Origin of the sequence: secondary endosymbiont of Ctenarytaina eucalypti, assembly GCF_000287335.1 — a bacterium.
Classification (GTDB): domain Bacteria; phylum Pseudomonadota; class Gammaproteobacteria; order Enterobacterales; family Enterobacteriaceae.
Genome location: NC_018419.1, coordinates 1,279,851 through 1,306,479, shown reverse-complemented (window position 1 = coordinate 1,306,479; position 26,629 = coordinate 1,279,851). Strand labels below are relative to the sequence as shown.

Below are 26,629 nucleotides of genomic sequence, written 5' to 3'. Positions count from 1 at the left end.
TTTCCCTCTAACATCGACGGCGATGCCATCGATTTTCTGTAATATCTAATAACATTCATAATGCGACCACAATTCATAGCACGTAGAGGTTGGGAGTATGACTTTAGAAAAATGGGAGATTATGTTTCAGAAATATTTAGAGCGGTATTTTCCTCAAAATGACAAAGCGCATGATATTTCTCATTTTAGTCGGGTGTGGAAAACTGCCCGTCGAATCATGCAGTTTACCGACGCAGACGGCATGATCATATTAGCTGCTTCCTATTTCCATGACGTGGTGAATTTACCAAAAAATCACTCCCAACGTCATCTAGCATCACAGCAGGCTGCTCTACGTACACAAGAAATTCTCGCTCACCACTTTCCGACATTCCCAGCCCCGCTCTACAGCGGAGTAGCGCATGCAATAGAGGCTCATAGCTTCAGCGCCGGTATCACACCAGAAACATTAGAAGCAAAAATTGTACAGGATGCCGATCGGCTAGAATCTTTAGGAGCCATAGGAATAGCAAGGGTGTTCCATGTGGCTGGGCAATTAGGTCGGGGGTTATTTCATGCGTCTGACCCGCTTGCCTTATACCGGCAGCTGGATGATGTCAATTATACTTTTGATCACTTTCAAACCAAATTACTGACCTTAGCTGACAGCATGCAAACCGACCTGGGGAAAAAAATGGCTCGATATAATATCGAATACCTAGTGACCTTTATGAGTAAATTATGTGCAGAACTAAAAGGAGAACATTACCAACTAGATCAAGAAACATTAGAGCGTTTTAATATAAACCATAAAGTGATGGAAAGTTTAGAAAAAAAGCACGGGCATTGAAGGATCTTTTATTTTTACTAAAAATACATGCAGTTTATAACATATCACCTGCTATCCTAAGTTTTTACCCCACCCAACAAACATTCTACACTCCGTGTATGACTGATGCTCTATTAATACAAAAAGAAAAATCATATATGAATGTTTGTCCATAAAACTGAGATATGGTTCTTTTTTTCAAAAAAATTCAATATTAAAAAATTGCTCTTAATTATATGTAGATTAACTTTTTTAATACAGCACATGTATAGAGGAAATTATTACGTTAGTTCACTAAATTCATTTTAATCAATACCCTTTATTGCCATCCTAAATCTCATAATAACTAATGCTTTACTTACAAATACAGACTTCAAGATAGCGCAGTGATCTGAAAATATGGATGAACGACTTGGCCCTTGCTTCATAAATAGAGAAACGTTCTATTGAAGAATGTACACAACGACTCGTCTACTTAGAACCTAAGATCACTGAGGTACTGATTATGAAATAGGCGTTTTTCTTTCGCTGAGGGAAAAAGATGAGCTGTATTGAGTTACTTTTAATACCGCTTAATCTTCTGCTAAAGCGTTTAAACGGTTCTTACGCTCCGCACTAGAGAGCCACCAGCGGGGGTTAGTCAGTATAAAAACGTCAACACGTGATAAAAGTACCTATTTAGTGATTGATCGGACGGGACTAAATTTTTTTGGTGAATGACAGTCACCAATAGCCCGGAATTATCGCATGAGAATACTCAAAGTACAGCTCACTCAGGCCTATCGCAGTCGACAACTCGAGATGTACAATGATCGGTGCCGATTGATCGCATAGCAGTAGTAGTATTGCTGCACTAGCTCTATTTTATTTGATAAAAGCAAAAAATATAGTAATATTCAATTGGCTTCATCTAAAAACCTTTTTCATACACCCAACCATCATAGCGACAGAGTGAGGCAAAGAAAATAACACCTCTCATCCTGCCTACAGTGTGGCATGTCATATGTCATCCTACCTTATCAGTGTGAGTTTTATAAACCCCTCTGTTAAAATAAGCGCTTGAGCAGCACAGCTAGTTGACCTAGAGAAAATAGAAAAACAACATTATCACACTAGTGCTTTTTGACTAAAATATCCCCATTCAAGAGCACGGGAATGTACTCATCAATGATCTAGTCTACCTAACTATATAGATTTACCATTAATCGAGAGGATCAAAGCAGTCAACATTTTGTACAGGATTACGATGTTAGTAATGTGCAAAGCACACTATTCGCGTAAAGCATCAATAGCACTGATAGCGGTAAGCCCCCTTTACAATATTTAGTGCATTTAACACGTCTGTTGATACCTGCGGCTCTCCAATGACTTAAAAAAAGATGCTCGTTACTGCTTGCATCGGTAAAACTTGCTGCTCATGATAGAATTCACTTATCACACCAAGGATACCTTCATGAGCACATTGAAAAACGATCGCTACCTTCGCGCCCTACTTCGGCAACCGGTCGACGTAACGCCAGTCTGGATGATGCGCCAAGCCGGCCGTTATTTACCGGAATACAAAATAACACGAGCAAAGGCTGGCAATTTTATGTCACTTTGTCGAAACACCGATCTATCCTCTGAAGTCACTCTACAGCCACTACGTCGCTATCCACTAGATGCTGCGATTTTATTTTCTGACATTCTCACTATCCCAGACGCCATGGGACTAGGATTATGGTTTGAGTATGGAGAAGGCCCTCGTTTTTTACACCCTATAAAAAGCCGACGTGACGTAGAAAAACTTCCGATCCCCGATCCTGAGCAGGATCTTGGCTATGTAATGAACACGGTACGTGCTATTCGCGGACACCTTCGGGGGTCCGTACCATTAATCGGATTCTCCGGAAGCCCCTGGACACTCGCCACGTACATGGTAGAAGGAAGCAGCAGCAAGGTCTTCAGTAAAATTAAACAATTGCTATATACCGAACCAGAAACATTACATTTGCTACTGGACAAATTAGCAGACAGCGTGGTCTTGTATCTTAACGGCCAAATCAGCGCAGGTGCTCAGTCGGTTATGCTATTTGACACTTGGGGAGGCGTGCTAACCGGCGCTGATTATCGAGAATTTTCTCTATACTATATGCATAAAATTGTTGATGGTCTCTTACGTGAACACGACAGTCGCCGGGTTCCAGTGACGCTATTTACCAAAGGAGGAGGCCAATGGCTCGAATCGATAGCCGCCACCGGCTGCGATGCGCTAGGCCTTGACTGGAGCACCGACATTGCCGACGCCCGGCGTCGGGTTGGTCAAAAAGTAGCATTGCAGGGCAATATGGACCCCTCGGTGCTCTACGGCTCACCAAAGCGCATCGAGCGTGAAGTAATGTCTATTCTAGACGGTTTTGGCCCGGGCGCAGGGCATATCTTCAACCTCGGGCACGGAATGCATCAAAATGTGCCCCCGGCACATGCGGGGCATTTCGTTGAGGCAGTACATCGGCTATCAAAACCCTATCATTATTAGCATATAAGAGCGTTATAAGGATCTACAGGACTACGTGATAAACAATTCTCTTAAAAAATTTCATATATTCACTCTATTTCATGATACAGCTTCATATTATCAAAATAGATACTTATCTAAGTATCTAAACGCATCAATAAATATACAGCACTACTAAGGTCACGCATGTTAAAGGACAGCTTCAAGATCTAGCGTTAATCGCCTAAATGAACATGATTATTAAATCTAATCTTATTAGCCGCACTATAATGCATAGAGAGCATGTCACTCTTTTCCATAATGCATTCTAAAAATCAGAGAGCGTTCCTTACCAATAAAGCTATACCGCGAGACAAAAAGATGCCAATGGCAATCATGCCTCATCTTAGGGACGATAATTACCCCCTGGCTTTCTCGAATTTGAGCACGGCATGAGGTCAAGATAGCGGCCATGATTTTACTTAACTTTTCCCAGTAGAAGAAAATTTCCAGCATGTACATTGATGAGCATCATCGTTAAAATGTCTTATATGTCTAACTGTTTCGTTTTCCCAATATTTAAAGGCATAAAATCTTAGATGTATATTAAAAAACATAGATTAGTCGACGCGTTAATCGCTAGCATCGCTGTTCTTACGAAAAAGAATGGCATTAAAGCCTTCCTACGAACAGCGTAGGTTATTTTACGGATTTGATGATTCCCATCATATCCCCTGCGGTGCATCGTTTTTATTTAGACTTGCATCAGAAAATAGCATGATGGATTGAAAAAGAACAGAACTGTTCTAGTCGTTATCTTTCGGTGATAACTCATATTCTTTTTTAGACCCTCTAACTACAGTCAAGCTCCTGATTGCTCAATACTCGGTGTCACACTCATAATATACACTTCTCAATCTTGATTCTTCTTCTAGTACCAGAGCAAAAGGCTTGTGTTTTTTCTATATTCCACAGCAAATAGCAGTAAGGTGCATGCTAAGCTCCGTCACCTAAGGCAGGCGTGATGTGCAAGTGGATATGTTTTATGCAATCCTTCAGCATCGTTGCATCAGAAATATTGCTGTGTGATTATTTGCAATAAATCAATGAATATTTTAGCCGCATACTACTAGATAGCGCATATACCGTACTCTGCTTGTTTTAAGGACTCCACTATCAGACGCTCTACTCTACTTCATCAACATCTTGAAGGCTGGAGATACAAAACAGACATGAATGTAATCAATACGCCTTGATGTGTTTATATTCATAACCACTTTTTTTATTAACCACCTAAGTGCATCATAGGCCTGACGCCTTCGTAGGGGGTGCCCGTATCATCGATTAAGTTACAACAGCACGTCAACGCAGCTAGTTAATCGCTCAGCATAAAGCGAAATAGCCGTTTCAGTATCGTGATTGATAGCGGGATTAAAGTAGGATCAGTACTCAGCCCTTCCCTTCAAGATAAGTGTTCTCTGTAAAATCCTCACAGTAACTGACTGATATATTTACGTTATCATCGAATTGGGCTGATTAATTCCATGGTTTTAAGTCAGCTAGTTGCTTCTCGGTTTCTGTACGTGCACAGCCATTTCAGAACCATTTCAATATCCTGCTTATCAACTTAACTAGCTGGCCCGTCTTTGCTCAATACTTTCTGCCAATAAAGAACAGCGATCGCCTGACTTGATTGTGGCTCAGCAACCAGTACTAAAAACACTGTTTATTCTCACCAGGAATTTCCGTGGGACTCCTGTCAAAAGATGCAACTTTGCATACGTAAAGTACAGATTACCAGGGCAGGATTGCTAAACTAATATGCTTGGTATCGCACTTCATAACTATTTGGTCCTTGAGAAAACAGAGGCATAAATCACACTCCTCCCCCCGCCGAAATGTGGCCTAAAACGCACTTTTTCTTAATTTAGCATTAAGATAAAACAATGCGAAACAAGATGTTACGTGGTTTGATATATGCTCAGCGAGCATACTAAAAAAATTACTTTTATGCCGGCTCTCTAAAACGCATTTATCTTAACGACTAACTACTTTTTCTGAACACTACTATTAGCGATACAATACTTTTGTAGCGCACCCTGAATCTCGTCTGCAAGACCGAGCATCTTAAAAGATGCTAAAGTGAGTGTAAGATTTCAGATTTACAGGCCTGAAGCAGCGATTGTATTAGCTAATAATGCTCATTATTACGGCCTTTATCCTGCACTAGATGCCTATGTCGCCTTTAAATACACCCCCTACTTCTTGCGTGATCAGACAGTGCGTCTGTACATGCTGTCAGCATAATGCATTGCTGGTTATTTCGCAGCAAGAGAAAATGCAATAGGATGTTAACTATGTCTTGGCTGACAGAAAAGCACGCGAGATAGAGTTAATAAAAACACTGAGTACCACGCTCTTTTTAGTTAGAAGTAGCAATGTTTCTATAAGTTTTAGCAATAAAATAGACAGCCTTAATTAAACACCCGTTGTGCTTATGCATCAAAACTGCATAGAAACACTTTATCTAATCTACAGGTGGTGGGTGAACCATTCCTATCAGGGGGTCTGTATGTAGGAACGTCCTGTCAATCTGCATCTCCCTTGAACTCGATGCTGACGTAGCGAAAAACTAATTGTCAGGCTAACATATAAATAAGACGAAACTAATTGATGTAATTTCTAATAAAGTTCATCTTTTCTAAAGCACATGCGAAGTGCGTTCTGTAATCTACTGTGGCAGAAATTAGCAAATCCCTTAAAAAGAGGATATAGTAAAATTAGTTGGTTGTGGCGCTTTTAAAAATTCACGATCGCAGCACATACACTGGGAAAGTTCTAAAAACCGACAAAGAAAGAACAATCGCAGCTATCAATTTTCCTGATTGCGTTTTTGGTCGATCTTTAAAAGATAAACTTAAATAAAAAAGCGTTTGGATTCAAAAAAGCAACCAGAGGGGAAGCATGCCTTCTTTCGTCTATATAACTTTTGGTTGGATAGAGGTTCATTGCGCGTATACTGAAGGAATGTCAAGGTTTTAAATTGAGCCCTTTTACCTCAATACGCTGATATCTATAGTTGATGAATTTAAACTTGCACCTTTATCGTCTAGAAAAGGTCATCTATCCTGCACGATAGAGGCCTCGTTTATTTTCGCTCATATAGCGCGAAAGAAGGTATTTATTGGCTCTAAAAACACTTTTCATGAACAGAAGAAGCGGCAGTTTTTTATATCTGTTGATATATTTGATGCATTATTTTCTATAATTGTTTTATCAGGCTCATCTTTAAGGTGTGTGTTGGTAGATAATGCAATGAACTACACATCAAAAATTTAGCTATTTTATCACGATATCTACTCGTTTTCTATACTGAAAGAAGACGATATTATCCCTTGATTAGCTCAACTTACGATATTCATTGCAGCAGATAATCTCTATAGTAAAATTTAAAATTTGACACTAATCTACTGGCTAAAAGGCCCTAAAGCCCCCTCGACTAATCTGACGGTATATATAGAGCTTATCTCAATAAACAAGACTGAGTTATGAGCGGAAGACTAAGCAGGGCGAGTAGTTGAATAATGTGGAGGTCTACAGAATTTTTAATAGAGCAATCTGCTGATTTAGTGCCTGACCCATCAGCATTGCCGGGTCTTCTCTTTCTGCTCACTCAAAGGCTATCTACCAGATTGAAACATTATTAAGTAATCACACTGAGTCTGTATAACGATTACACAACGATACGAAAGATACTAAAAGTAACGAAAGTGATGGAATGCGTGCCAGGACGTGCCTACTATTATTGAAGTTGCTAAGCACTTCTGCCGTAGGTTTTAACCAAACTTCTGTCCCGCAAGAGAAAACCTCTATATTATCATTATGGGCATTTTTTCCAAGACAGATTCTATCTACTCTGGATCGGAAAAACATTCGGTTACCGGCGATTCCTGAGCGCTCATGATCATTGGAGCTTTTGCTAGACCAGTGCTTAAAAATGGGTTTAGCAATACTCCCCCAACCGACCATGCATGGTCGCAGGATGTAGCGTGGCCGTTAACATTATAGAATCCAGACTTTAACCCACATCGGTTTCCCGAATTAGGAAAAGCGCTGTGATCAAAAAGTTTTTTATTTCTACCGTTACCGTTACTTATAGCTGACAGAGCGACTCATGATCGTATCAAGATAACTTTAATACACGCGTCATGTTTTCGATGTGGTTAGCGTGAATAATGATATTATCCTCAATACGGATACCGCCATAAGGCTTAAATCTCTCAATGCGAGACCAGTTGAAATACCGGCTGAAAGGGGTAGTGCGCCAGGGCGCTAAGAGCGTTTCAATAAAATAAAGACCGGGCTTAATCGTCAATACCATCCGAGGTTGCACCAGACGAGTACAGAGTAAATGAGGATAGCGTAACGGTGGAGGCGGACTAGAGGTACCGCGATCGTCTTGCATAAAGCCGGCAACATCGTATACCTGCAAACCTAACTGGTGACCGAGGCCATGCGGCAGGAACGAAACGGTAATGCCCTCATCTACCATGGCGTCTTCGCTCAAATCTCTGATAATCTCAAACTGCCGTAACAATTTAGCAATTCTACCATGCATTTGAACATGATAATCAATGTAATTGATGCCAGTTTCGATAGTCGAGGTCAGCGCTAGCTGCTCCTGATTCATGGCCGTAATTAGCGCAGAAAAGTCGCTGTCTTTTTGAACTGCGTATGTGCGACTCAGTTTGGCTGAATAACCGTTGTATTCAGTGCCTGCATCGATCAAAAAACTTTGAACGTGGTCCGGCGTTTGATGATCAAGGTGGGTATACTGTAATACTGCTGCATGCTCATTCAGAGCGACAATGTTGTCATAAGGGACATCAGTATCACGGTGGCCGCAGGCGCTAAGATAGGCGATATTAATATCGAATTCAGACATATCGGACAAAAAAGCTTCTTTTGCCGCACGATGCCCATTTACCGCTGATTTTTGCGCCTCACGCATGCAAGCAAGCTCATAGTCGGTTTTATATGCACGGTGAAAATGTAAATAATCAAGAACCGGCTGCGGGTTGATATATTCATTCTCAATCCCAAGCCGGCTGGCCCGCTGCAGTGCTGATCCCAGGTAGGCGCAAGTACCAAGTGGTGGTAATAACGTGGTGATTTCATCCGGCTCTGCAAACGGCACAATGTTTACATGTGGGGTCCAAAAACTATCCGGCACAGGCTCCACCAGATGCCAATAGTCCAGCGGTAGATAATACCAAAGTGTCGGCTTATTTACCCCGTCCACCCATAGCCAGCAGTGCGGCACACGAGTCACCGGTAGCCAAGCTTTGAATTGGGGATTAACTTTAAAGGGGTAGTCATGATTATCAAGAAAGCGGTTTATCGGCTCTCCGGAATGAATCAGCAGCCCATTCAGCCGATGGCGCTGTAATACCTCTTGAGTGCGCTGTTGGAGTATGGCTAGATGATCCTTGTATAATGAAAAAAGTGATTCCATGTTGGGCTCTCAAACGTAACAGTTTGACGTTAGACTTCATGAGACAATTATCATCTGCGTGATGATAAGCACTTTCTATTAAACTATCATAGCGGAATAGAATGCTTTCTCATCATTCAACAACACTAGGATAAAAATGAAATTGCTCTGGCTCAGATGACACCGCATTAATCAAGGGGGAGTCCTCATCAAAAAGATGATTACCCTCTGCACTACATGTAGAGTAAAAACGTTCGCGAGTGATTTGTGCTATTTCAAATCGCCTGGCGATATAGCTCTCATGGGGTCCAGAGAGCTATAGTTTTTCATGACTTTTATCAAAAACGTACGAGAATAACCATTTCATGCGTCGTTTTTCCGTTCGACTATCAACTAGATACCTCACAGACAATGTCGGACATTGTAAGGTCAATGACGCCCGATTCTCGAAGTCATATAAATGATCTCGCTCATGACGCCTGAATATAACACCATTTATTTCTTTCACAGATTCGCCAAAACCAGTCGATAAATTTAAGATTACGTAGCAGCAGTACCGATAGCAAGAAGCATGACGCACCCGTCGGTATCAGTATGGCAGTTACGCTGCACGCTATGAGACTTAGACGGTAATTTCTTTCCTGTGCAAAAGGGAAGCACGTGAAGACTCTCCTAATCCTACATAGTTGGGACGTACTGATATCCAGACAGGGATAATTCACCATGGAACAAACCTTAATGCTAAGGATAAATATTTTTTATCATGTGCACTTATCAGCATCCTTAGACACTGCCCAGCTCGATAATTGAATAACACTTCGGATGACAACGTAGTATGCGATACAAGGTATCAGCAATAGCTTGCACCAAAGAGACCTAAGAAGCCACTCTTGACGCGCGGTCGCTCTATCGGATGATTAAGTGATTTACCACGCAGGATGTGTTAATTAAGACAGCTGGCTATTTTCAAAATAGCCAGCTGGTCCCAAATAGCGTCAATATGCCTGCACACGTCTGGATCCATTACAATTGGGACACCCCATGTTCGCTGTGTTTCTCCCGGCCATTTGTTGGTTGCATCCATGCCCATTTTTGATCCTAGGCCGGAAACTGGCGAAGCGAAATCAAGATAATCTATCGGTGTATTGTCCATCAAGAGAGTATCTCTCACAGGATCCATACGCGTTGTCAGCGCCCATATCACATCTTTCCAATTGCGCGCATTGATATCATCATCGCATACGATGATAAATTTCGTATACATGAATTGACGCAGAAAAGACCAAACACCCATCATGACGCGCTTGGGATGACCAGCGTATTGCTTTTTGATCGTCACTACCGCTATGCGGTAGGAGCATCCCTCTGGCGGTAAGTAAAAATCTATGATTTCCGGAAACTGTTTTTGCAATATAGGAACAAAGACTTCATTCAGAGCTTGACCTAATACTGCAGGTTCATCAGGTGGGCGTCCGGTATAAGTTGAGAGGTACAGTGCATCATGCCGCTTAGTGATATGGGTTATAGTAAAAACTGGAAAAGTAGCTGTTTCATTATAATATCCAGTATGATCGCCATGCGGCCCCTCAGTTGCCATTTCCCCTACCTTCAGGTACCCTTCCAAAACAATCTCCGCGCTAGCTGGTACCTCTAAATCACAAGAAACACACTTTACTACTTCGGTTTTGTGCCCGCGGAGCAAGCCCGCGAAAGCGTATTCAGATAGCACATCAGGCACCGGTATCACCGCGGCTAGGATTGTCGCCGGATCAGCACCGAGGGCGACTGCGATGGGAAAACGTTTACCAGGCGTGTGTTTCGTCCATTCCTGAAAGTCGATCGCGCCGCCACGATGAGAGAGCCAGCGCATAATTACCTTATTCCTATCCACCACCTGCTGACGGTAAATACCTAGGTTTTGCCGTTCTTTGTGCGGCCCGCGCGTAACGGTCAGACCCCAGGTGATAAGTGGCGCGGCGTCGCCTGGCCAGCAGTGCATGATAGGAATACGGCCAAGATCCACATCCTCCCCTTGCCAGATCTCCTCTTGGCACGATGCATGACTTACCCGTTTAATGGACATATGTAGCATTTGACGGAAATGGGGGGCTTTCGCTACTAGATCTCGAAAACCTTTTGGCAGCTCAGGTTCTTTCAAAAAAGCTAGAAATTTACCTACATCGCGTAGTGCACTGACGCTCTCTCTTCCCATACCAAGCGCTACGCGCTCTTGGGTCCCAAATAGATTGCACAGCACCGGCATCGTATACCCTTTTGGGTTTTCAAACAGCAGAGCAGGACCGTCTGCACGCAACGTGCGGTCAGCGATTATTGTCATTTCCAAATAGGGATCGATGGGTAAGCTAATGCGCTTCAATTCCCCCCTCCGCTCTAATAGAGCCAGGAAGGCTCGCAAGTCACGGTATTTCATAGCATCATCCCGTGGATATTTAGCCTATATTATAAGATCTCTTTATTAGTTTTGCTGGTATTTTATTCAAAAAAGATAAAATAAACCGTCCGAACATATACCGTAGCAGCTACGTTTTCTCCTATATACCTACATTAGTCCTGAGAGAGGAGCGGCAATGTTATAAACATATAGGTTTCTAATGAAACCCAAAAACATTACGCTTCCGATCCCCGTGATGAGGATGTTATATCTAGTACTGGGCGCTCAGCATTGAAGATAGATGAAAGTATATTTATTGATAAAAATAGATTTTTTTGCTGTTGGTTCAGTGCCTCAATTAATCTCAAGAAGTTAAAATCATGACGTTCAACCTTATGAAAATACGACATACCCATGATGCACATCAGTTCTAGTAAAGATTGACAGTAGACTAGCATGCTGCTTTGCATATTCACCTAAGAGGATGCGTAGTGTAAAATGACAGTATGTAATAAGATTACGTGGCATCCGAACAGGTCGTGATCAGGCTAACTTAGCCGGGAAGTGAAGTGCCCTTACGGCAACAGCAACAGCTTTCAATAGCATGGTTAAATCAATGAGCTTTTCATGGTAATTCGCTGCTAGTAGAGTTACTTCCACACGATACGGGTGCGCTCTGTCATGTCTAAGATGGATAATTTAGTTACGCATTTTGCCTATTATGTGCGCATTTCTGCGCTTCATGATTATGAAGATACAGCAAAACACCTAGAAGTGTTGTAGACTGAAAATCATTACTTTAGCTGCTAAAAGCCGATAGGCTGGTTGCTTTTCCAAAGCTTCTTACTACTGATATTCAGTGCTTATTTTTAAACGCCTAGATACATATATAATATGGCGCAGCTAGCTAAGAGCTTTCGCACTTAGACCTCGGAGAGATACAAACGAGCGTTATTTTCTTCCTCAACAGAGTTTAATAACAGTATTAGATATTTTTAGCAGCGGCAACTAGCCCTACCAGATGTTCCGGTAGAGCAGTTATCAATCCCGGCAGAGCCGGTGAACTAGTAAGACCTTCTGACGATAAAGTATAGATTTTTTGATGTATTGTGCTCTCTATTGTCAGATGACGGTTACGTCATTCTCTGAATTTAGTGACATTATTGTGTCAGACTGTAAATTCTATTTTAGACTCTTTGTTCTGCTGCACCCCTAACTATAATATCTTTTCCTGTTGATGACCGCATCAATCATGATACTAAGTGTTAACAGGTGAATGTTGATCAACATTGTCTGTTCTCGCTGTCTAAGTAAAGAGATAATCTGCTTATCTTAATGAGAGTTTCATCAGTTTATAAATCTAGTAAAAATCACGCGGCATGCCTGTAGCGCTACCCCGCATTAGGGCGCTTGTCGGCCTGCTGTATCCGGCCATGTTAGGCTCACTGTGAGTGGATTGTCCTACTACTGCAACCTGAGGGGCTTCTATGAAGTATCATCGCCTCAGGTTGCAGTTAGTAAATCTTGTATCTGAAGCGCTAGTAGCATTTAGCAGGCATGCTCCCGGTATTTGAATTGCATTAGATTAGGCGTTTTAGCTATTACTCAAAGGATATGGGCATATACAAGGTTCCCTTTTAACGTCATTATTAGACGTGGTTTTTCGGAGAAAAGATGGATTACGGCCTATTGTATAGTGGTATAGGCGGCGCTCTGATTGGCGCCTTGCTAGGTTGGCTGATCGACGCGCTCCGCCTGCATCCACAGCATTTAGCACAGGAAGCCGAACGAATAAGTCTCGAGCAAAAGCTTCTGGCAGCACAGAAAGCCTTACTCTATGAGCAAAATGCCCGGCAGCAAGGCGAGGCCTCACTGCGCGCTGGTGAGCAAAGGCAGCGCGAACAATATGGCAGGCTAGTAGCTGCCGAGGAACGGTTGAGCTCCCTTTCGCACGTTCGCCTGGAGTGCGAACAGCTCAATCAAGAACTGCGGGGGCAACTAGAACTAAATAGACGCCAGGAGGCAGACCTGCGAGAGGTCGCTATACGTTTAGAAGAAACACGGCTCGCGACGGAAGAAAAACAGCGTTTGTTAATCGACAGTGAGCGGCGTTTGTCAGCGCAGTTTGAAAATCTAGCGAACCGCATCTTTGAACATAGTGGACGGAAGGTAGACGAACAAAATCGTCAAAGTCTGAATCAGATGCTGATGCCCCTGCGCGAGCAATTAGACGGCTTTCGCCAGCAGGCGCAAGAAAGCTTTAATCAAGAAGCGCGTGAGCGTCATACGCTCCGTCATGAAATTCAGAACTTGCAGAAACTTAATGTTCAGATGGCTCAAGAGGCCGTCAATCTTACTCGCGCGCTCAAAGGCGACAAAAAAGCACAGGGCACTTGGGGTGAAGTGGTGCTCAGCAAGATACTTGAAGCATCTGGATTGCGCGCAGGTAATGAATTTGAAACTCAGATCAGTATTCAGAAAGGAGATGGTCGTCGTGTACAGCCTGATGTCGTGGTTCGCCTACCACAGGGAAAAGATGTAATTATCGATGCAAAAATTTCGCTGGTAGCCTATGAACGTTATTTCAATAGCGACAATGATGTTGAGCGGCAACAGGCGCTAAGCGAATATGTAAATGCGCTGCGTGCTCACATAAAATTACTAAGCAATAAAGATTATGAAAAAATACCAAGCTTACGCTCGCTCGATTACGTCTTGATGTTTGTCCCGATTGAGCCAGCCTTTATAGTGGCAATCGACCGACAGCCGGAGCTGATAAATGAAGCGATGGCGCATAATATTATACTGGTGAGCCCTAGCACGCTTCTAGTTGCGCTACGCACCATACATAATCTTTGGAGCTACGAGCATCAAAGCCGTAACGCGCAACATATCGCTGATCGTGCTGCACGCCTCTATGATAAATTACGATTATTTGTTAGTGATATGGACGCGATTGGTCAAAGCCTTGAGAAAGCGCAAGCCAGTTATCGGCTAGCGCAAAATAAATTGCGCTATGGGCGTGGTAATATTATCAGTCAGGCTGAAGAATTCCGAGCCCTCGGTGTGGACATGAAGCGACCCATCCCCCCTACTTCAAGCATAAATAGCCCCATTACGGATAGATCTGGTGAGGATGCTCCGGTATCAGAAGAATGCTTATGCGATGAGACTTACGAACCGAAAGTAAATAGGATAAAGGATGTGACTAACCTGCCACCACGTAAGCGATACAAGAAGTAACGTGGTGCCGTAGGGGTTTCAGCTTTCATCTGTTACACTGGCCTAAACATTGATCGATCAGGAAAACAAGTATGACAGATGAAGACAGGAGTGCAACCACCCATTTTGGTTTCCTGACGGTTTCGAAGGCGCAGAAAGCATTAATGGTAGCCGATGTCTTTCACTCTATTGCTGAAAAATACGATCTCATGAATGATCTAATGTCATTCGGCATTCACCGTCTTTGGAAACGGTTCGCTATCCAGTGCAGTGGCGTACGCCGCGGGCAAAAAGTCCTAGATCTGGCGGGAGGCACCGGCGATTTAACCGCTACCTTTTCCCGGATTGTAGGTGAAAAAGGGGACGTAGTGCTAGCAGATATTAACGAATCTATGCTGAAGATGGGTCGGGAGAAGTTGCGCAACCGCGGTATTCTAGGCAATGTCAGCTATGTCCAGGCTAACGCAGAAGCGCTACCGTTTTCACATAATATCTTTGATTGCATTATTATGTCTTTTGGACTGCGTAATGTGACCGAAAAAGATCAGGCGCTGAAGTCGATGTATCTAGCACTGAAACCCGGAGGTAGACTGTTGATTCTTGAGTTTTCCACCCCTCGATGCAAACTACTGAAGAAAGCGTATGATCTATATTCCTTCCACGTACTGCCGTGTATTGGTAATATAGTAGCCCAAGACGCCCGAAGTTATCGGTATCTTGCGGAATCCATCCGCATGCATCCGGATCAAGAAATGCTAAAATCGATGATACTGGCAGCCGGATTCAACAAGGCTGAATATTTTAATATGAGCGGCGGCATCGTCGCCCTGCACCGTAGTTATAAATTCTGATTGGAATATGACATGTTGCTCATGCCATTGATAAGCGCAATATTAGAAGTTGTACTTCAACATCTCTTTTATCAAGATCGTGCCATGTCTTCTGCCCGTGAGCGTCTAAAAGGTCAAGTGTTCCGATTTGAATTAGATGCATGTACGCTCCCCGTCATTCTAGTATTCAGCGATCGCCGGCTTGATGTGCTTAACGCTTGGGATAATACCGCAGATTGCACGGTGCGCACCAGTATCACGCAACTTCTGTTACTGCTAAGCGGTCAGAATCTGAAGCAGCTTATCAAGCAGGATTCTTTTGATGTGGAAGGAGAGCTACAGTACTTACAACAATTCGTGACTCTGCTAGATATGGCTGAATTTGATGTAGCAGAGCTATTCTCGCCGTGGATCGGCGATATTGCTGCTGAAAGTGTCGTACAAACGGGAGGTCAGCAGCTGAATGCCGTAAGGAGTTTTTTTCGCACCAGCCAGGAGTGGATGGCGAGGGCGATTACGGACGAATGGCAAGTAGCGATTGGGGCCTTGGAACTTGAGTGGTTCTCCCGTGCAGTACAAGATATAACCCAGGCGGGTCACAATCTATCGATCCGCCTGAATAAACTAGAGGGAAGAAGATGATATTCAGCGAGATCAGGCGCTTTTATCTGATTATTCGAGTAATCCTTAACTACGGATTAGATGAGTGCATCCCAAAAACGCAGCGAACACTACCGATCAGGCTGGGCCGCACTTTGCTTTTCTGGATACCGAATAACCATGGAGACCGCATATTAGGAGAACGTTTACGCCTGGCGTTGCAGGATTTAGGGCCAGTATGGATTAAGTTGGGCCAAATGCTCTCGACACGCCGCGATCTTTTCTCGAAAACCATTTCCGATCAATTGGTTATGCTTCAGGATAAGGTACAACCCTTTGATGGCTCCCTCGCGCGCATACATATCGAACGCTCGATGGAGCAGCCGCTAGAAAGCTGGTTCGACGATTTTCAGCAGAACCCGCTAGCTTCAGCCTCCATTGCGCAAGTACATGCTGCTCGACTCAAAAACGGCAAAGAAGTGGTAATTAAAGTAATCCGACCGGATGTTTTGCCGATGATTCAAGCTGATATGCGACTCATGTACCTGTTAGCACGCTGGATCCCGCGTTTGTTACCGGCCTGCCGCCGTTTGCGACCAGTAACAGTTTTGCTGGAATATAAAAAAACGTTGCTCAATGAGCTTAATTTGCTGCGCGAAGCGGCAAATGCCATTCAGCTGAGACGTAATTTTGTAAATAGCCCCATGCTGTATATTCCAGAGATCTATACGGATTATTGCAGCGAAACCATGATGGTAATGGAGCGTATCTATGGCGTGCCGGTCAGCGATGTGGCTGCTCTTGAGCAGCAGGGCACCAATATGCAGCTGCTAGCAGAGCGGGGTGTGCAAGTCTTTTTTACCCAGATTTTTCGTGATGGCTTTTTCCATGGCGATATGCATCCCGGCAATATTTTCGTCAGTTTTGAACACCCAGACAATCCCTATTATATAGGGATTGACTATGGTATTGTGGGCTCGCTAAATAAAGAAGATCAGCGCTATCTAGCAGAAAATTTACTCGCCTTCCTGAACCGCAATTATCGTAAAGTAGCCGAGCTACACGTGGACTCGGGCTGGGTACCAATGGATACTGACGTTGCAGATTTTGAGTTCGCTATTCGCACTGTCTGCGAACCGATTTTTGAAAAGCCACTCGCACAGATTTCATTTGGTCACCTGCTGTTAAATCTCTTTAACACTGCGCGGCGCTTTAATATGGAAGTACAACCTCAGCTGGTTTTACTGCAAAAAACACTATTGTATATTGAAGGTGTCGGACGACAGCTGTATCCTCAGCTGGATTTATGGACAACAGCTAAACCTTTTCTGGAGCACTGGCTTAGAGAGCAGGTAAGCCTACCAGCCATCCTACGCAGGCTGAAAGAGAAAACGCCTTACTGGGCGGAGAAATTACCTGAATTACCAGAACTTGTCTATGATAGTTTTAAGCAGCATCGTCTATTGCGGCAAAGCATAGATCACATGTCAGAGGATATGCGGATTCATTATGTGCGGCAAAGCCAATCACGTTTTTTGTTTGGTGTTGGTACTACACTGCTGCTCAGTGGCACTTTCTTAACATCACAAAGCACTCATGGGGGATCTCTAGCGACCTGGCTGATGACCGCTGGCATCATAAGCTGGATGATCGGTTTGAGACGAACCGCGTAGCTATCTTTCAACCTATGAATGAATGTCATCAGTAATTATTAATTATTGCAGCTATCTTGGATCTATTCTTATGTACGCAATATTTTAACGACCTGAGATCAGCGTTAGCTGGGATACGTTAAACACAATAGCATTGTTAAAGAATTAGACTTAGTAAAGATACTATCTTGCAATGCGATAGGTGTCTAGCACACCATGATACTAATCTGACCCTCCATGTCTACAATAGACATGGAGGGTCAGATTAGTATCATGGTGGTATTTTACACGAAAATTGCGTCAAGTTTAGCATGGATAACCTATTGCAATCCGGATTTTCAACCGCACACTTTCTCTGTTAGTTATAGAGAACCCCAGAGGTAAGAGTAGAAAAACGTTATGCAGAAAAAACCCACGATGCAGACGTGGTAGTGCAGCTCACGGGGTCCAGGGCCGGAGACTAGCTAGGTTCCTCGGCGACTACCTTGCTGCCCTAACCGCAAGGTAGTCTCGTAAATTGCAGGCAGAAAGCAGTGCCACTATAATTGTATGCTGCCTGGTGGGGGACTGCTGATAACTGCATCGAGGTTATCAGAAAGCATAGAGATAACATACATTATTTTCAACATGTATTGGCTTATGAAAGGAATTATAGTTTTAATAAAATTATGGTACTGCCTGCAATGCTGCTGAGGTGTATTATGACATATTTGTTGAAACAAGCTTAATCCTTTTCCTGGCGGGTCAGTGTCATTTAAAAACAAATCATGACTTAAGTAGTTTTAATACATCACATATCGGATCGCCGATTATAGCAACGCTGCCGAGATATTTTTAATAAATAGAGCATCATGCTTTTACTGTACCGGTTTAGTAGGGAATGCATCTCTTTCTAAGAGATGCTATCTTCCGCATCGTCTCTCACGTCATCAGCTGACATCGCAGAATGCACTTCCATTCATTTTGGAGCCGACATCAAAAAGGAGGTAGGGCCTTATGTACTTGGTTGAGTATACAAATTGCAGCTTAATACCGACAGTCGTGATGCAGAAGGCGCATAAGCACTACTTTTCTCTATCGGGACTCTTATGATCTAGATGAAAATGTTTTTAAGCATACGATGCTTGCCTTTTCTTACTATAAAGCGGCAGTGAATACCTCCGTTATTCTACCGGAGCGAGACTGCATCTAATAACGCGATCAGGAATATTTCCGCATGACAAGCGTTGCGTTGGTGCCGCCAAAACCAAAGCTGTTGCTCATGACGGTAGTCAGTCTACACTGGGTCGGCTCGGTTATAAGATTCATCCCCTTTGCCTCTGGATCAAGTGTTTCAATATTAATGTTTGGAGCGATGAAACCATGCTCAAGCATCAGAAGGGAAAAAATCGTTTCATGTACCCCCGCCGCTCCCAGCGAGTGGCCTGTCATCGCTTTGGTAGAGGAGAATAGCGGATGCTGGTCGCCAAAAGTTTTACGAATCGCCCATAACTCTTTCACGTCCCCGATGGGCGTCGAGGTACCGTGAACGTTCAGATAATCTACTTTTCCATCAACATCTTTTAGTGCCATCTTCATACAGCGGATGGCTCCTTCTCCAGACGGCACAACCATATCCGAGCCGTCGGAGGTCGCTCCATAGCCAATGATTTCAGCATAGATATGAGCACCACGAGCTAGGGCATGCTCCAGCCCTTCTAAGACAACAATCCCGCCGCCACCGGCGATAACAAATCCATCTCGATTAACATCATAAGTACGCGATGCTTTCTCCGGAGTTTTGTTGTAGCGGGTGGACAACGCCCCCATAGCATCAAATTCACAAGCCATTTCCCAACATAACTCTTCACCGCCGCCAGCAAAGATGACGTCTTGTTTCCCGAGCTCTATTATTTCTAACGCATTACCGATACAATGTGCAGAGGTCGCACAAGCAGAACTGATAGAATAATTAATACCGCGAATTTTAAAAGAGGTTGCTAGGCATGCTGAGACGCCTGAGGCCATCGCTTTAGTGACCATATAGGGGCCGACACCGCGTAGACCTCGGGCCCTCATGCGGTCGGATCCAGCAACCTGATTGCGGGGTGAGCCCCCACCGGAACCTACGATGAGGCCAGTCCGATCATTGGATACTAAGGCCGGTGTTAATCCGGAATCTGCAATCGCCTGCTCCATAGACAGAAAGGCATAGACAGAAGCATTACTCATAAAACGCGCTATTTTGCGATCAATTAGCCCGTTAGTATCAAGTTTCACATTGCCCCATACATGGCTGCGCATCCCAGAATCTTTAAATTCCTGAGAAAAGCTAATCCCGGAGCTGCCTTGTTGCAACGAGACCAAAACTTCTTTTTGGTCGTTACCGATACTTGATAAAATACCCAGGCCGGTAATCACAGCACGTTTCATTTAATACCTCTTGTAATAATCTTTTAGTTTCAGCGGTTCACTTTAGCTTACAGATGTAAGCTGAACAAGTCTGTTCAAACGATGTTAACAAAATTGGCAATAAAAAACCCGACTGCTGAAAATCGCGAGGGAAACATAACACGTCATAGTCTAATTCTAAAGAAATTTTCTCTTTTATAATCAGAGCGCTCCATCCTCTTGCTCTAGGTTACTACAGATGCCGAATAAATCCCGAATTGATTAAAACGTCATGTTAGCAACACTGCATTGATGTTCTGTTACGAATTAAAAAGCATAATAGTTTTTATTATTACTCTCAGTAAGGGGATGTAATCTCGCAATTTCAGTAGTCTTTTTTTCTTATGTCATTTATCTTATTATAGATTGATAAACTGGATTGCTATTCGTTTTTGTCCTCGTGATCCTTAGATCACCTGCATGTTTTTAAAACTTATTGACGTTCTCTGAGCATTGTTGAATGAATACAGTTAATCACCAACATAAAACCGATAAGCTATTACTACACTTTATGAGTTCTGCAGTAAGTACATACTATGCCTCGCGGATAAAGCAGCATAAGTTGAATGTAATGGCATTAGTCAAAATCAACATTTAGGTCACTATTCGCTCATCTCACGATATGCATCCTAATAGATGGCTCCCTATAATAAGAGAAAAGCACAAAATTAAATGCGAGGTTGCTTGCAATCATCCGTGCAAGCGTCGTAGTTTTCTAATGGCATCAATAAGTGAGTCAATGTTTCCTTGTATAGGGAAACAACACTTTTTTTGAATAGAATCAGACCTCACTAGTTGATGTATCAGAAAGACAGCTAGAAAGAAAAGGTTTGCAATAACATGCATGTTGAGCATTTTGATAACTACTAGAGAGGAATGCGTTAAATACTTTTTGAATCACGTCGCTTTAATGCGACGATGTGAGAACGCGTCTTTTCCTAGAACACGCGCCTGAAATTTTTTAGTAAAAGAAAATAAATATTTTAGAAACATGGTGTTGATACGCTTATCAGATAGCCTAAGCGTTATCCGGCGGTATATTTCTCGACACATAATAGCATCAGCCATTTATTACAAAGCAGTGCTAGTGTGCTGCACGATCGATATCCTATTTCTCAAAATTTAGCACCAGAAACGATTATGTTATATCAGACAAGATCTCTTAGAAGATATATTACTGCTATCATTCTCTGCTTTTGAGGAAAAAGAAGCCGTATACGCTCTTGCGGTACTGAGAGCGTTATTATCTACTCATACTCTAAGAGTAACCATGCGATCATACATTAATCTCATGAGAAGTACTGATGATGCTTGGAAAAACAGACAGTCAGCGATCTCCTCTCCAGATGCAACAAGCGGGCACCTCTCAACAATAGATTACAGCACAACAGTAAGCATTCTTCTTAGTTCCCATCATCTTTTATATTAATACGGATGATATCAAGACCATCCTAACGAGCGTCCTTATTAGTATTGCGAAAGGAAAAAATTCAACCGAAAGATTTTTGTTAATAAAAACGCTCACGCTTACTGGTATTCAGTATGCGTACAGAACACTCTACTTACGATAACTATATTCACTAGTGCGTGATGACTGTAAAATAGCAAAATATGCATCTATCACACCTGTTAATTTTCTGCATATTTCTCCAGTGAGAATACCTAGTGAGCGAGAAGTCAGGATAAAATCATGCTCAGCTGAAAAGAGCATAGTACGTGCAACATGCACATCACAACACATACTGTCTTGAATCTTCCTAAGATTCGGTTCTTACCCTATCCTTTTAGCCCGAGAAACGCACTTATAGTTATCGTAATCGGTATTGCAAAGTGCCGCCGAATGTTGCTATAAAAAAATATTTTTTAGATTGCATATTACACCCGCGGTAAATCTTAGGATTATAGACGTGACAAGCGCGAGCCATCTCAAAAAATTTAATAAATATATGACTTCCTCTAAATACGAAACGTAGAATAAACGAAATGAGAATGTATCTTCACGATGAGATTATGTTAGGCATAGCACTGCTGAACTGCGTCATTAACAACCGCCCTCTAACAGCAAAGTGAGCGGTTAATGAATCCATTGTAACATATTATACAGGATACTTTACCTCCCCAGTTTCAATCAAAAATATGGCCGTCGATCGACGATAAAAACTAATAATCATGCCCTAATAACCATTGAGGTTAGAAAAGTGCTTTTTCCTCAGGAGAGGGCTACACGTAGCACTTACTCAGACTCAATAATAGTCATAAATAATCATAGAGACTCTAATGATCTTCTCCTTCATCGTTTCTAATGGCATAAAATCACTTTATAAGAAAAAAATTTGATGCGAGCACGACCTTACTGAAGACTAAAACATCATCCTGTTCTATTATCAAATAATAGTAAACTATGTTGATCATCTCAGGTCGGTCTTTTTCTAATGAAGTCTAAATAATTCTTGCGCTAACTTTATGTAATAGAAGCAGAGTTTCTGACAAGCGCACTGCTAACAGGGTGCTTATTAACCCAAGGGAAGGGTGTCCGGAATGATTAAAATAGAGTATAGCCTCTGGTGTAGATCTTTCAACATAGCCCATCGCCTTCCCATCTATTTTCCTTATCATTACATAGACTCAGATGAAAAAAGAGCAGTATTTTAAACGGAAACATAACCATTTCAGATAGCGAAACTCTATCATAGCACGCTCTGTTTCCAGTGATCCGTGCTTTCGCTTAGATGCCGATGTGAAGCTTTATAGCTTTATGCATTAGTCAAGACCTGGTTACATATTGTGCACTAAACCAAGAATGGATAAGGACCTATCTTTACTGACTCATTGCCACAACGTCATGTTCTTATTATGAGTCCTATTGAATAAAAATTTTTTTTGATCTCAGTCAGTAAATCGCTGAATCTCTCGAACGCAAAAAAATAGATAGAGACTTGTTAAGATATCACTGCACCCGATATGAAAAAATTTTCGACTAACACTTTACAACAAAACGGCATCCATCTCTATCATGCAACAAATCCATGTCGGAGGAGATCAAGTAAAACCTCTGCTTCCTTAGCAACAGAGTGTAAAATGTTCGTAATCAATCAGTTAAAATCAGTCCCTAAACAACACTAATAATACCTAACAAAAACTTAGAGCTTGACACCACGGAGGGCTGCAGACTGAAACAGTCATGTTCGGTTCAAGACACCCCTAAATGATTCCCTAAGTCTGCGTAACCTTTGATAGCGGCGCATGAGAAAAGGAAGAAGATAATAGTAGTTATCACATAACTTCATTAAATACAAAATTTTAGAAAGATTGAATGCCATCCGTGGCACGTAACAATATTCGGATATCGTGAAACTCGTCAGACACTCTATATTATTTAAACCTTAAGTTAATCACTAAAAGTTTATGACATCGAAGATGCGTACATTAATACTCAACATCAAAAACAAGAAACATATTCTCGGTTTCTACCCAGCTACCGTTTAGTCTCACTCGTTATGTTATGTTTCATACAACAATAATAGCCCAAAACATACTTTTAGGTATATTTATCGGGTCAAGTAATCGAGCGAGAAGAGGTATAACTAGTTGTGTTGACATAAGTGATCAGTATACTTTAACGGGCTAGCCAATATAACCTGCAGTGCAGTGTCAAGCATTTTTCCGTGTCAACTTTTTACTTAGGGAGCTCATGCTAGCGGAGGGTATAGGTCAAAACGATGCTTCTTAGTAGCAATAAATGCAGGAGCCGCTTTTCCTGAAAGCGATGGCGCATTATTAGGGCGCTTTACAACCACACGCCGCACTGCTAGCGCCCGGGCGGGCGCTAGCAGTGCGGCGGCATCTTCATCAGAACCTACCAGGAGTTGAAGGATCTGCATCTCTTTTTTTACTAAAGCAGTTTTCTTCCGGTACGGAAACATCGGATCGATATAGACTACATCCGGCGCAGGAGAATCGTGCGCCAATGCGTTAAAACTTGATCCATGATAAAGCTTTAAACGCTCCACCAACCAAGGGCCTACATTCGGATCGGCATATGCGCGGCGCAGACCGTCGTCCAATAGCGCCGCTACCACCGGATGACGCTCAAACATTTTTACATGGCAGCCCAGACAGGCAAGCACAAAGGCATCGCGCCCCAGGCCAGCAGTAGCGTCAAGTACACTCGGTCGCCATTTCCCTTTAACTCCGACCGCCTTGGCTACAGCTTCGAGGCGTTTATTACCGTATCGGTGCCGATATGCCATAGTACCGGATAGGAAATCAACGCTAATCGCGCCTAGTTTTGGCTCATCTCGTTTACGTAATTCTAGTCTTTTAGCTGTCATTACCAGCGACATAACAGCTCGATCATCACTGATGAATCCCCAGCGCGTGGCGAGCGCCCGAAAAAAAACAGAATCAATGTCCGCTTCATGCTGCAAAAGAATAGCGTTCAAGTTCCCGACACCTGGATCCCGTAATGCTGTAGCATTGCGTCCAGTTGCGGTTCCCGGCCACGAAAACGAGTGAAAAGAACCATTGGATCTTCAGAGCCACCGCGTGATAGTATCGTATCAAGGAATAATTGACCAGTCTCCTGGTTGAAGATGCCCTCTTCTTCAAACCGCGACCAAATATCCGCCGAGAGGACTTCCGCCCACAGATAACTATAATACCCCGCCGCATAGCCGCCGGAAAAGATATGGCTGAAAGTATGGGGGAATCGACCCCAGACTAGCGCCGGAAGCACCGACACCTGTTTTTTTACCTCTGTTAGAATCTCTAGAATACGTGCTCCATGCTCTGGTTTATATTCATAATGAATGCGAAAATCAAAGAGCCCAAACTCCAACTGCTTCAGAATCAACAGCGCTGCCTGATAGTGTTTTGCCGCAATAAGCTTGTTTAATATTTCGGTGGAAAGGGGTTTTCCGGTTTCATAATGGCCCGAGATCAGGGCTAGTGCTTCAGACTGCCAGCAGTAATTTTCCATAAACTGGCTCGGTAACTCCACCGCATCCCAGGGTACGCCACTAATCCCTGCCACTCCGGGAACATCGATACAAGTCAGTATATGGTGCAGACCGTGACCTAATTCATGGAATAGCGTTATGACCTCATTATGAGTAAAAAGCGCTGGCTTTCCGCTTATAGGGCAGTTGAAGTTGCAGGTGAGATACGCTACAGGTTTTTGAAGCGTGCCGTCAGCTTTTCGCATCATGCTTACACAATTGTCCATCCAGGCACCGCTTCTTTTATTTTCTCGGACATACAAATCAAGATAAAAACTACCACACAGTTCATCATTTTTGTCAAACAACCCAAAGAAACGGACATCAGGATGCCAGGTTTCTACATTTTCAAGCTCTTTCACGGTGATGTCATAAATACGCTTTACCACCTTGAACAAACCTTTTAGCACCCGAGACTCCGGAAAATAGGGGCGCAACATCTGGTCGTTAATGGAAAATAAGTGCTGTTTTTGTTTTTCGCTATAATAGGCGATATCCCACGGATTGATCTTATCACAGCCAAAGTGGAGGTGCGCAAAGTCGCATAGCTGCATTAATTCTTGTTCGCCCCGATTTCTCCCTCTCTCGGCGAGATCAGTAAGGAAATTTAGTACCCTCTGAGGGTTTTTCGCCATTTTGGTGGCTAGCGATTGATCAGCATAACTCTCAAATCCCAGTAATATCGCCTGCTCATGTCGCAGCTCTAGAATTTCACTCATGAGGGGTCCATTATCCCATTTCCCGGCATCCGGCCCCTGATCAGAGGCGCGGGTGTTATAGGCACGATAAATCTCCTCTCGCAGTATAGCGCTATTGCAATAGGTCAGCACTAGAAGATAGCTGGGGGTATCTAGAGTTAGAAGCCAGCCTGTTTTCCCACGAGCCTTTGCCTTCTCGTAAGCAGCTGCAATGGCGCTGTCGGGCATGCTGGTTAAAAGCCCTGCATCAGTTATCAACTTACTCCAGCCCATGGTTGCATCCATCACGTTATTGCTGTAGGCGGAACCCAGCTTTGCAAGACAAGCGAGGATGTCTCCGAAACGCTTCTGTTTTTCCTCTGATAATCCGATCCCGGACAATTCAAAATCACGTAACGTATTGTCCACTACTTTTTTCTTTGCTAAAGTCAGCTGCGCATAATACTTTCCAGCGCGCAGCTTCCTATAGGCTTGATACAAACCGGCATGTTGTCCTACCCAGGTGCTGTATGCAGAGAGCAGCGTCAGGCTTTGGTCATAGGCTATGCGAAGCTCTTCACTATTTTTTACCGCGTTTAAATGACTGACCGGCGACCAAATACGGCTCAAACGGTCATCTGCATCTGCTATAGGATAGCAGAGATTTTCCCAAGTGAACGGCTCGGACTGCGCCACAACCTCCTCAACAGTGTGTCGGCATTGCTCAATCGCAGCCTTCACCGCCGGCACGATGCACTCAGGACAAATAGTGGTAAAAGGGGGCAATAAAAATGAAGTTAGTAATGGATTTGTCATGAGGTAGTCCTGTATTTTGATGCAAAAAGCACTTGAGATTCATAAAGGTCTTGATATAGCGAAAAGTATAATAGTAACGGTATGCTGCGAATGACCACCTTGCTTTTACCAAACACCAGCCTCATTGTGATCAAGCCTTGGTTCAACAACCCTATTCAAAATACTCAATACATTACGTAATCCAGAAAAAGTAAACACTCAGACTTAAGGTATGCTATACTCTTAAGTAACATTA

11 protein-coding genes are annotated in these 26,629 nt (G+C 43.1%); 6 read left to right on the top strand and 5 right to left on the bottom strand.

Annotation, left to right across the window (positions count from 1 at the left end; genetic code table 11):
- Nucleotides 1-97: 97 nt before the first annotated feature.
- Both A359_RS03730 and hemE read left to right on the top strand, forming a co-directional pair.
- Nucleotides 98-829: a phosphohydrolase gene (locus A359_RS03730; protein ID WP_014888541.1), complete on the top strand. Its 732-nt coding sequence runs from the start codon at nt 98-100 to the stop codon at nt 827-829.
- Between the two features lie 1,432 nt (nt 830-2,261).
- Nucleotides 2,262-3,326, top strand: coding sequence for a uroporphyrinogen decarboxylase (gene hemE / locus A359_RS03725; protein WP_014888540.1), 1,065 nt, complete (start codon nt 2,262-2,264; stop codon nt 3,324-3,326).
- 4,141 nt (nt 3,327-7,467) lie between these two features.
- Here hemE and pepQ read toward each other — a convergent pair.
- Together pepQ and ubiD are read right to left on the bottom strand one after the other, a co-directional pair.
- A complete protein-coding gene (gene pepQ / locus A359_RS03715) occupies nt 7,468-8,799 on the bottom strand; it encodes a Xaa-Pro dipeptidase (protein WP_014888538.1) in 1,332 nt (443 codons plus the stop codon).
- A gap of 922 nt (nt 8,800-9,721) precedes the next feature.
- Nucleotides 9,722-11,209 carry a 4-hydroxy-3-polyprenylbenzoate decarboxylase gene (gene ubiD / locus A359_RS03710; RefSeq protein ID WP_014888536.1) on the bottom strand — a complete coding sequence of 496 codons (1,488 nt, stop codon included), beginning with the start codon at nt 11,207-11,209 and terminating at the stop codon, nt 9,722-9,724.
- 1,635 nt (nt 11,210-12,844) lie between these two features.
- Between ubiD and rmuC the strand changes: the two genes are divergently transcribed.
- The 4 genes from rmuC (at nt 12,845) to ubiB (ending at nt 17,495) form a co-directional block, all read left to right on the top strand.
- Nucleotides 12,845-14,413: a DNA recombination protein RmuC gene (rmuC, locus tag A359_RS03705; RefSeq protein WP_014888534.1), complete on the top strand. Its 1,569-nt coding sequence runs from the start codon at nt 12,845-12,847 to the stop codon at nt 14,411-14,413.
- A gap of 71 nt (nt 14,414-14,484) precedes the next feature.
- The gene (gene ubiE, locus A359_RS03700) at nt 14,485-15,243 is read left to right on the top strand and encodes a bifunctional demethylmenaquinone methyltransferase/2-methoxy-6-polyprenyl-1,4-benzoquinol methylase UbiE (RefSeq protein ID WP_014888533.1); all 759 of its coding nucleotides are present in this window, start codon (nt 14,485-14,487) and stop codon (nt 15,241-15,243) included.
- Between the two features lie 21 nt (nt 15,244-15,264).
- Entirely contained in the window at nt 15,265-15,864 is a 600-nt protein-coding gene (locus tag A359_RS03695) for a ubiquinone biosynthesis accessory factor UbiJ (RefSeq protein ID WP_230197409.1), read from the top strand.
- On the top strand, nt 15,861-17,495 hold the full coding sequence (gene ubiB / locus A359_RS03690) for a ubiquinone biosynthesis regulatory protein kinase UbiB (RefSeq protein WP_014888531.1): 1,635 nt from the start codon (nt 15,861-15,863) through the stop codon (nt 17,493-17,495). Before A359_RS03695 ends, ubiB begins: the two co-directional genes overlap by 4 nt.
- 1,179 nt (nt 17,496-18,674) lie before the next feature.
- On the opposite strand, the gene fabB is transcribed toward ubiB, so the two are convergent.
- The 3 genes from fabB to prlC form a co-directional block, all read right to left on the bottom strand.
- Complete coding sequence (fabB, locus tag A359_RS03685; protein WP_014888530.1) at nt 18,675-19,886, bottom strand: beta-ketoacyl-ACP synthase I; 1,212 nt, start codon at nt 19,884-19,886, stop codon at nt 18,675-18,677.
- A gap of 3,707 nt (nt 19,887-23,593) precedes the next feature.
- The gene (locus A359_RS03680; RefSeq protein WP_014888527.1) at nt 23,594-24,346 is read right to left on the bottom strand and encodes a class I SAM-dependent methyltransferase; all 753 of its coding nucleotides are present in this window, start codon (nt 24,344-24,346) and stop codon (nt 23,594-23,596) included.
- Nucleotides 24,343-26,394 carry an oligopeptidase A gene (gene prlC, locus A359_RS03675; protein WP_014888526.1) on the bottom strand — a complete coding sequence of 684 codons (2,052 nt, stop codon included), beginning with the start codon at nt 26,392-26,394 and terminating at the stop codon, nt 24,343-24,345. The genes A359_RS03680 and prlC overlap by 4 nt, the downstream gene beginning before the upstream one ends.
- Nucleotides 26,395-26,629 lie beyond the last annotated feature (235 nt).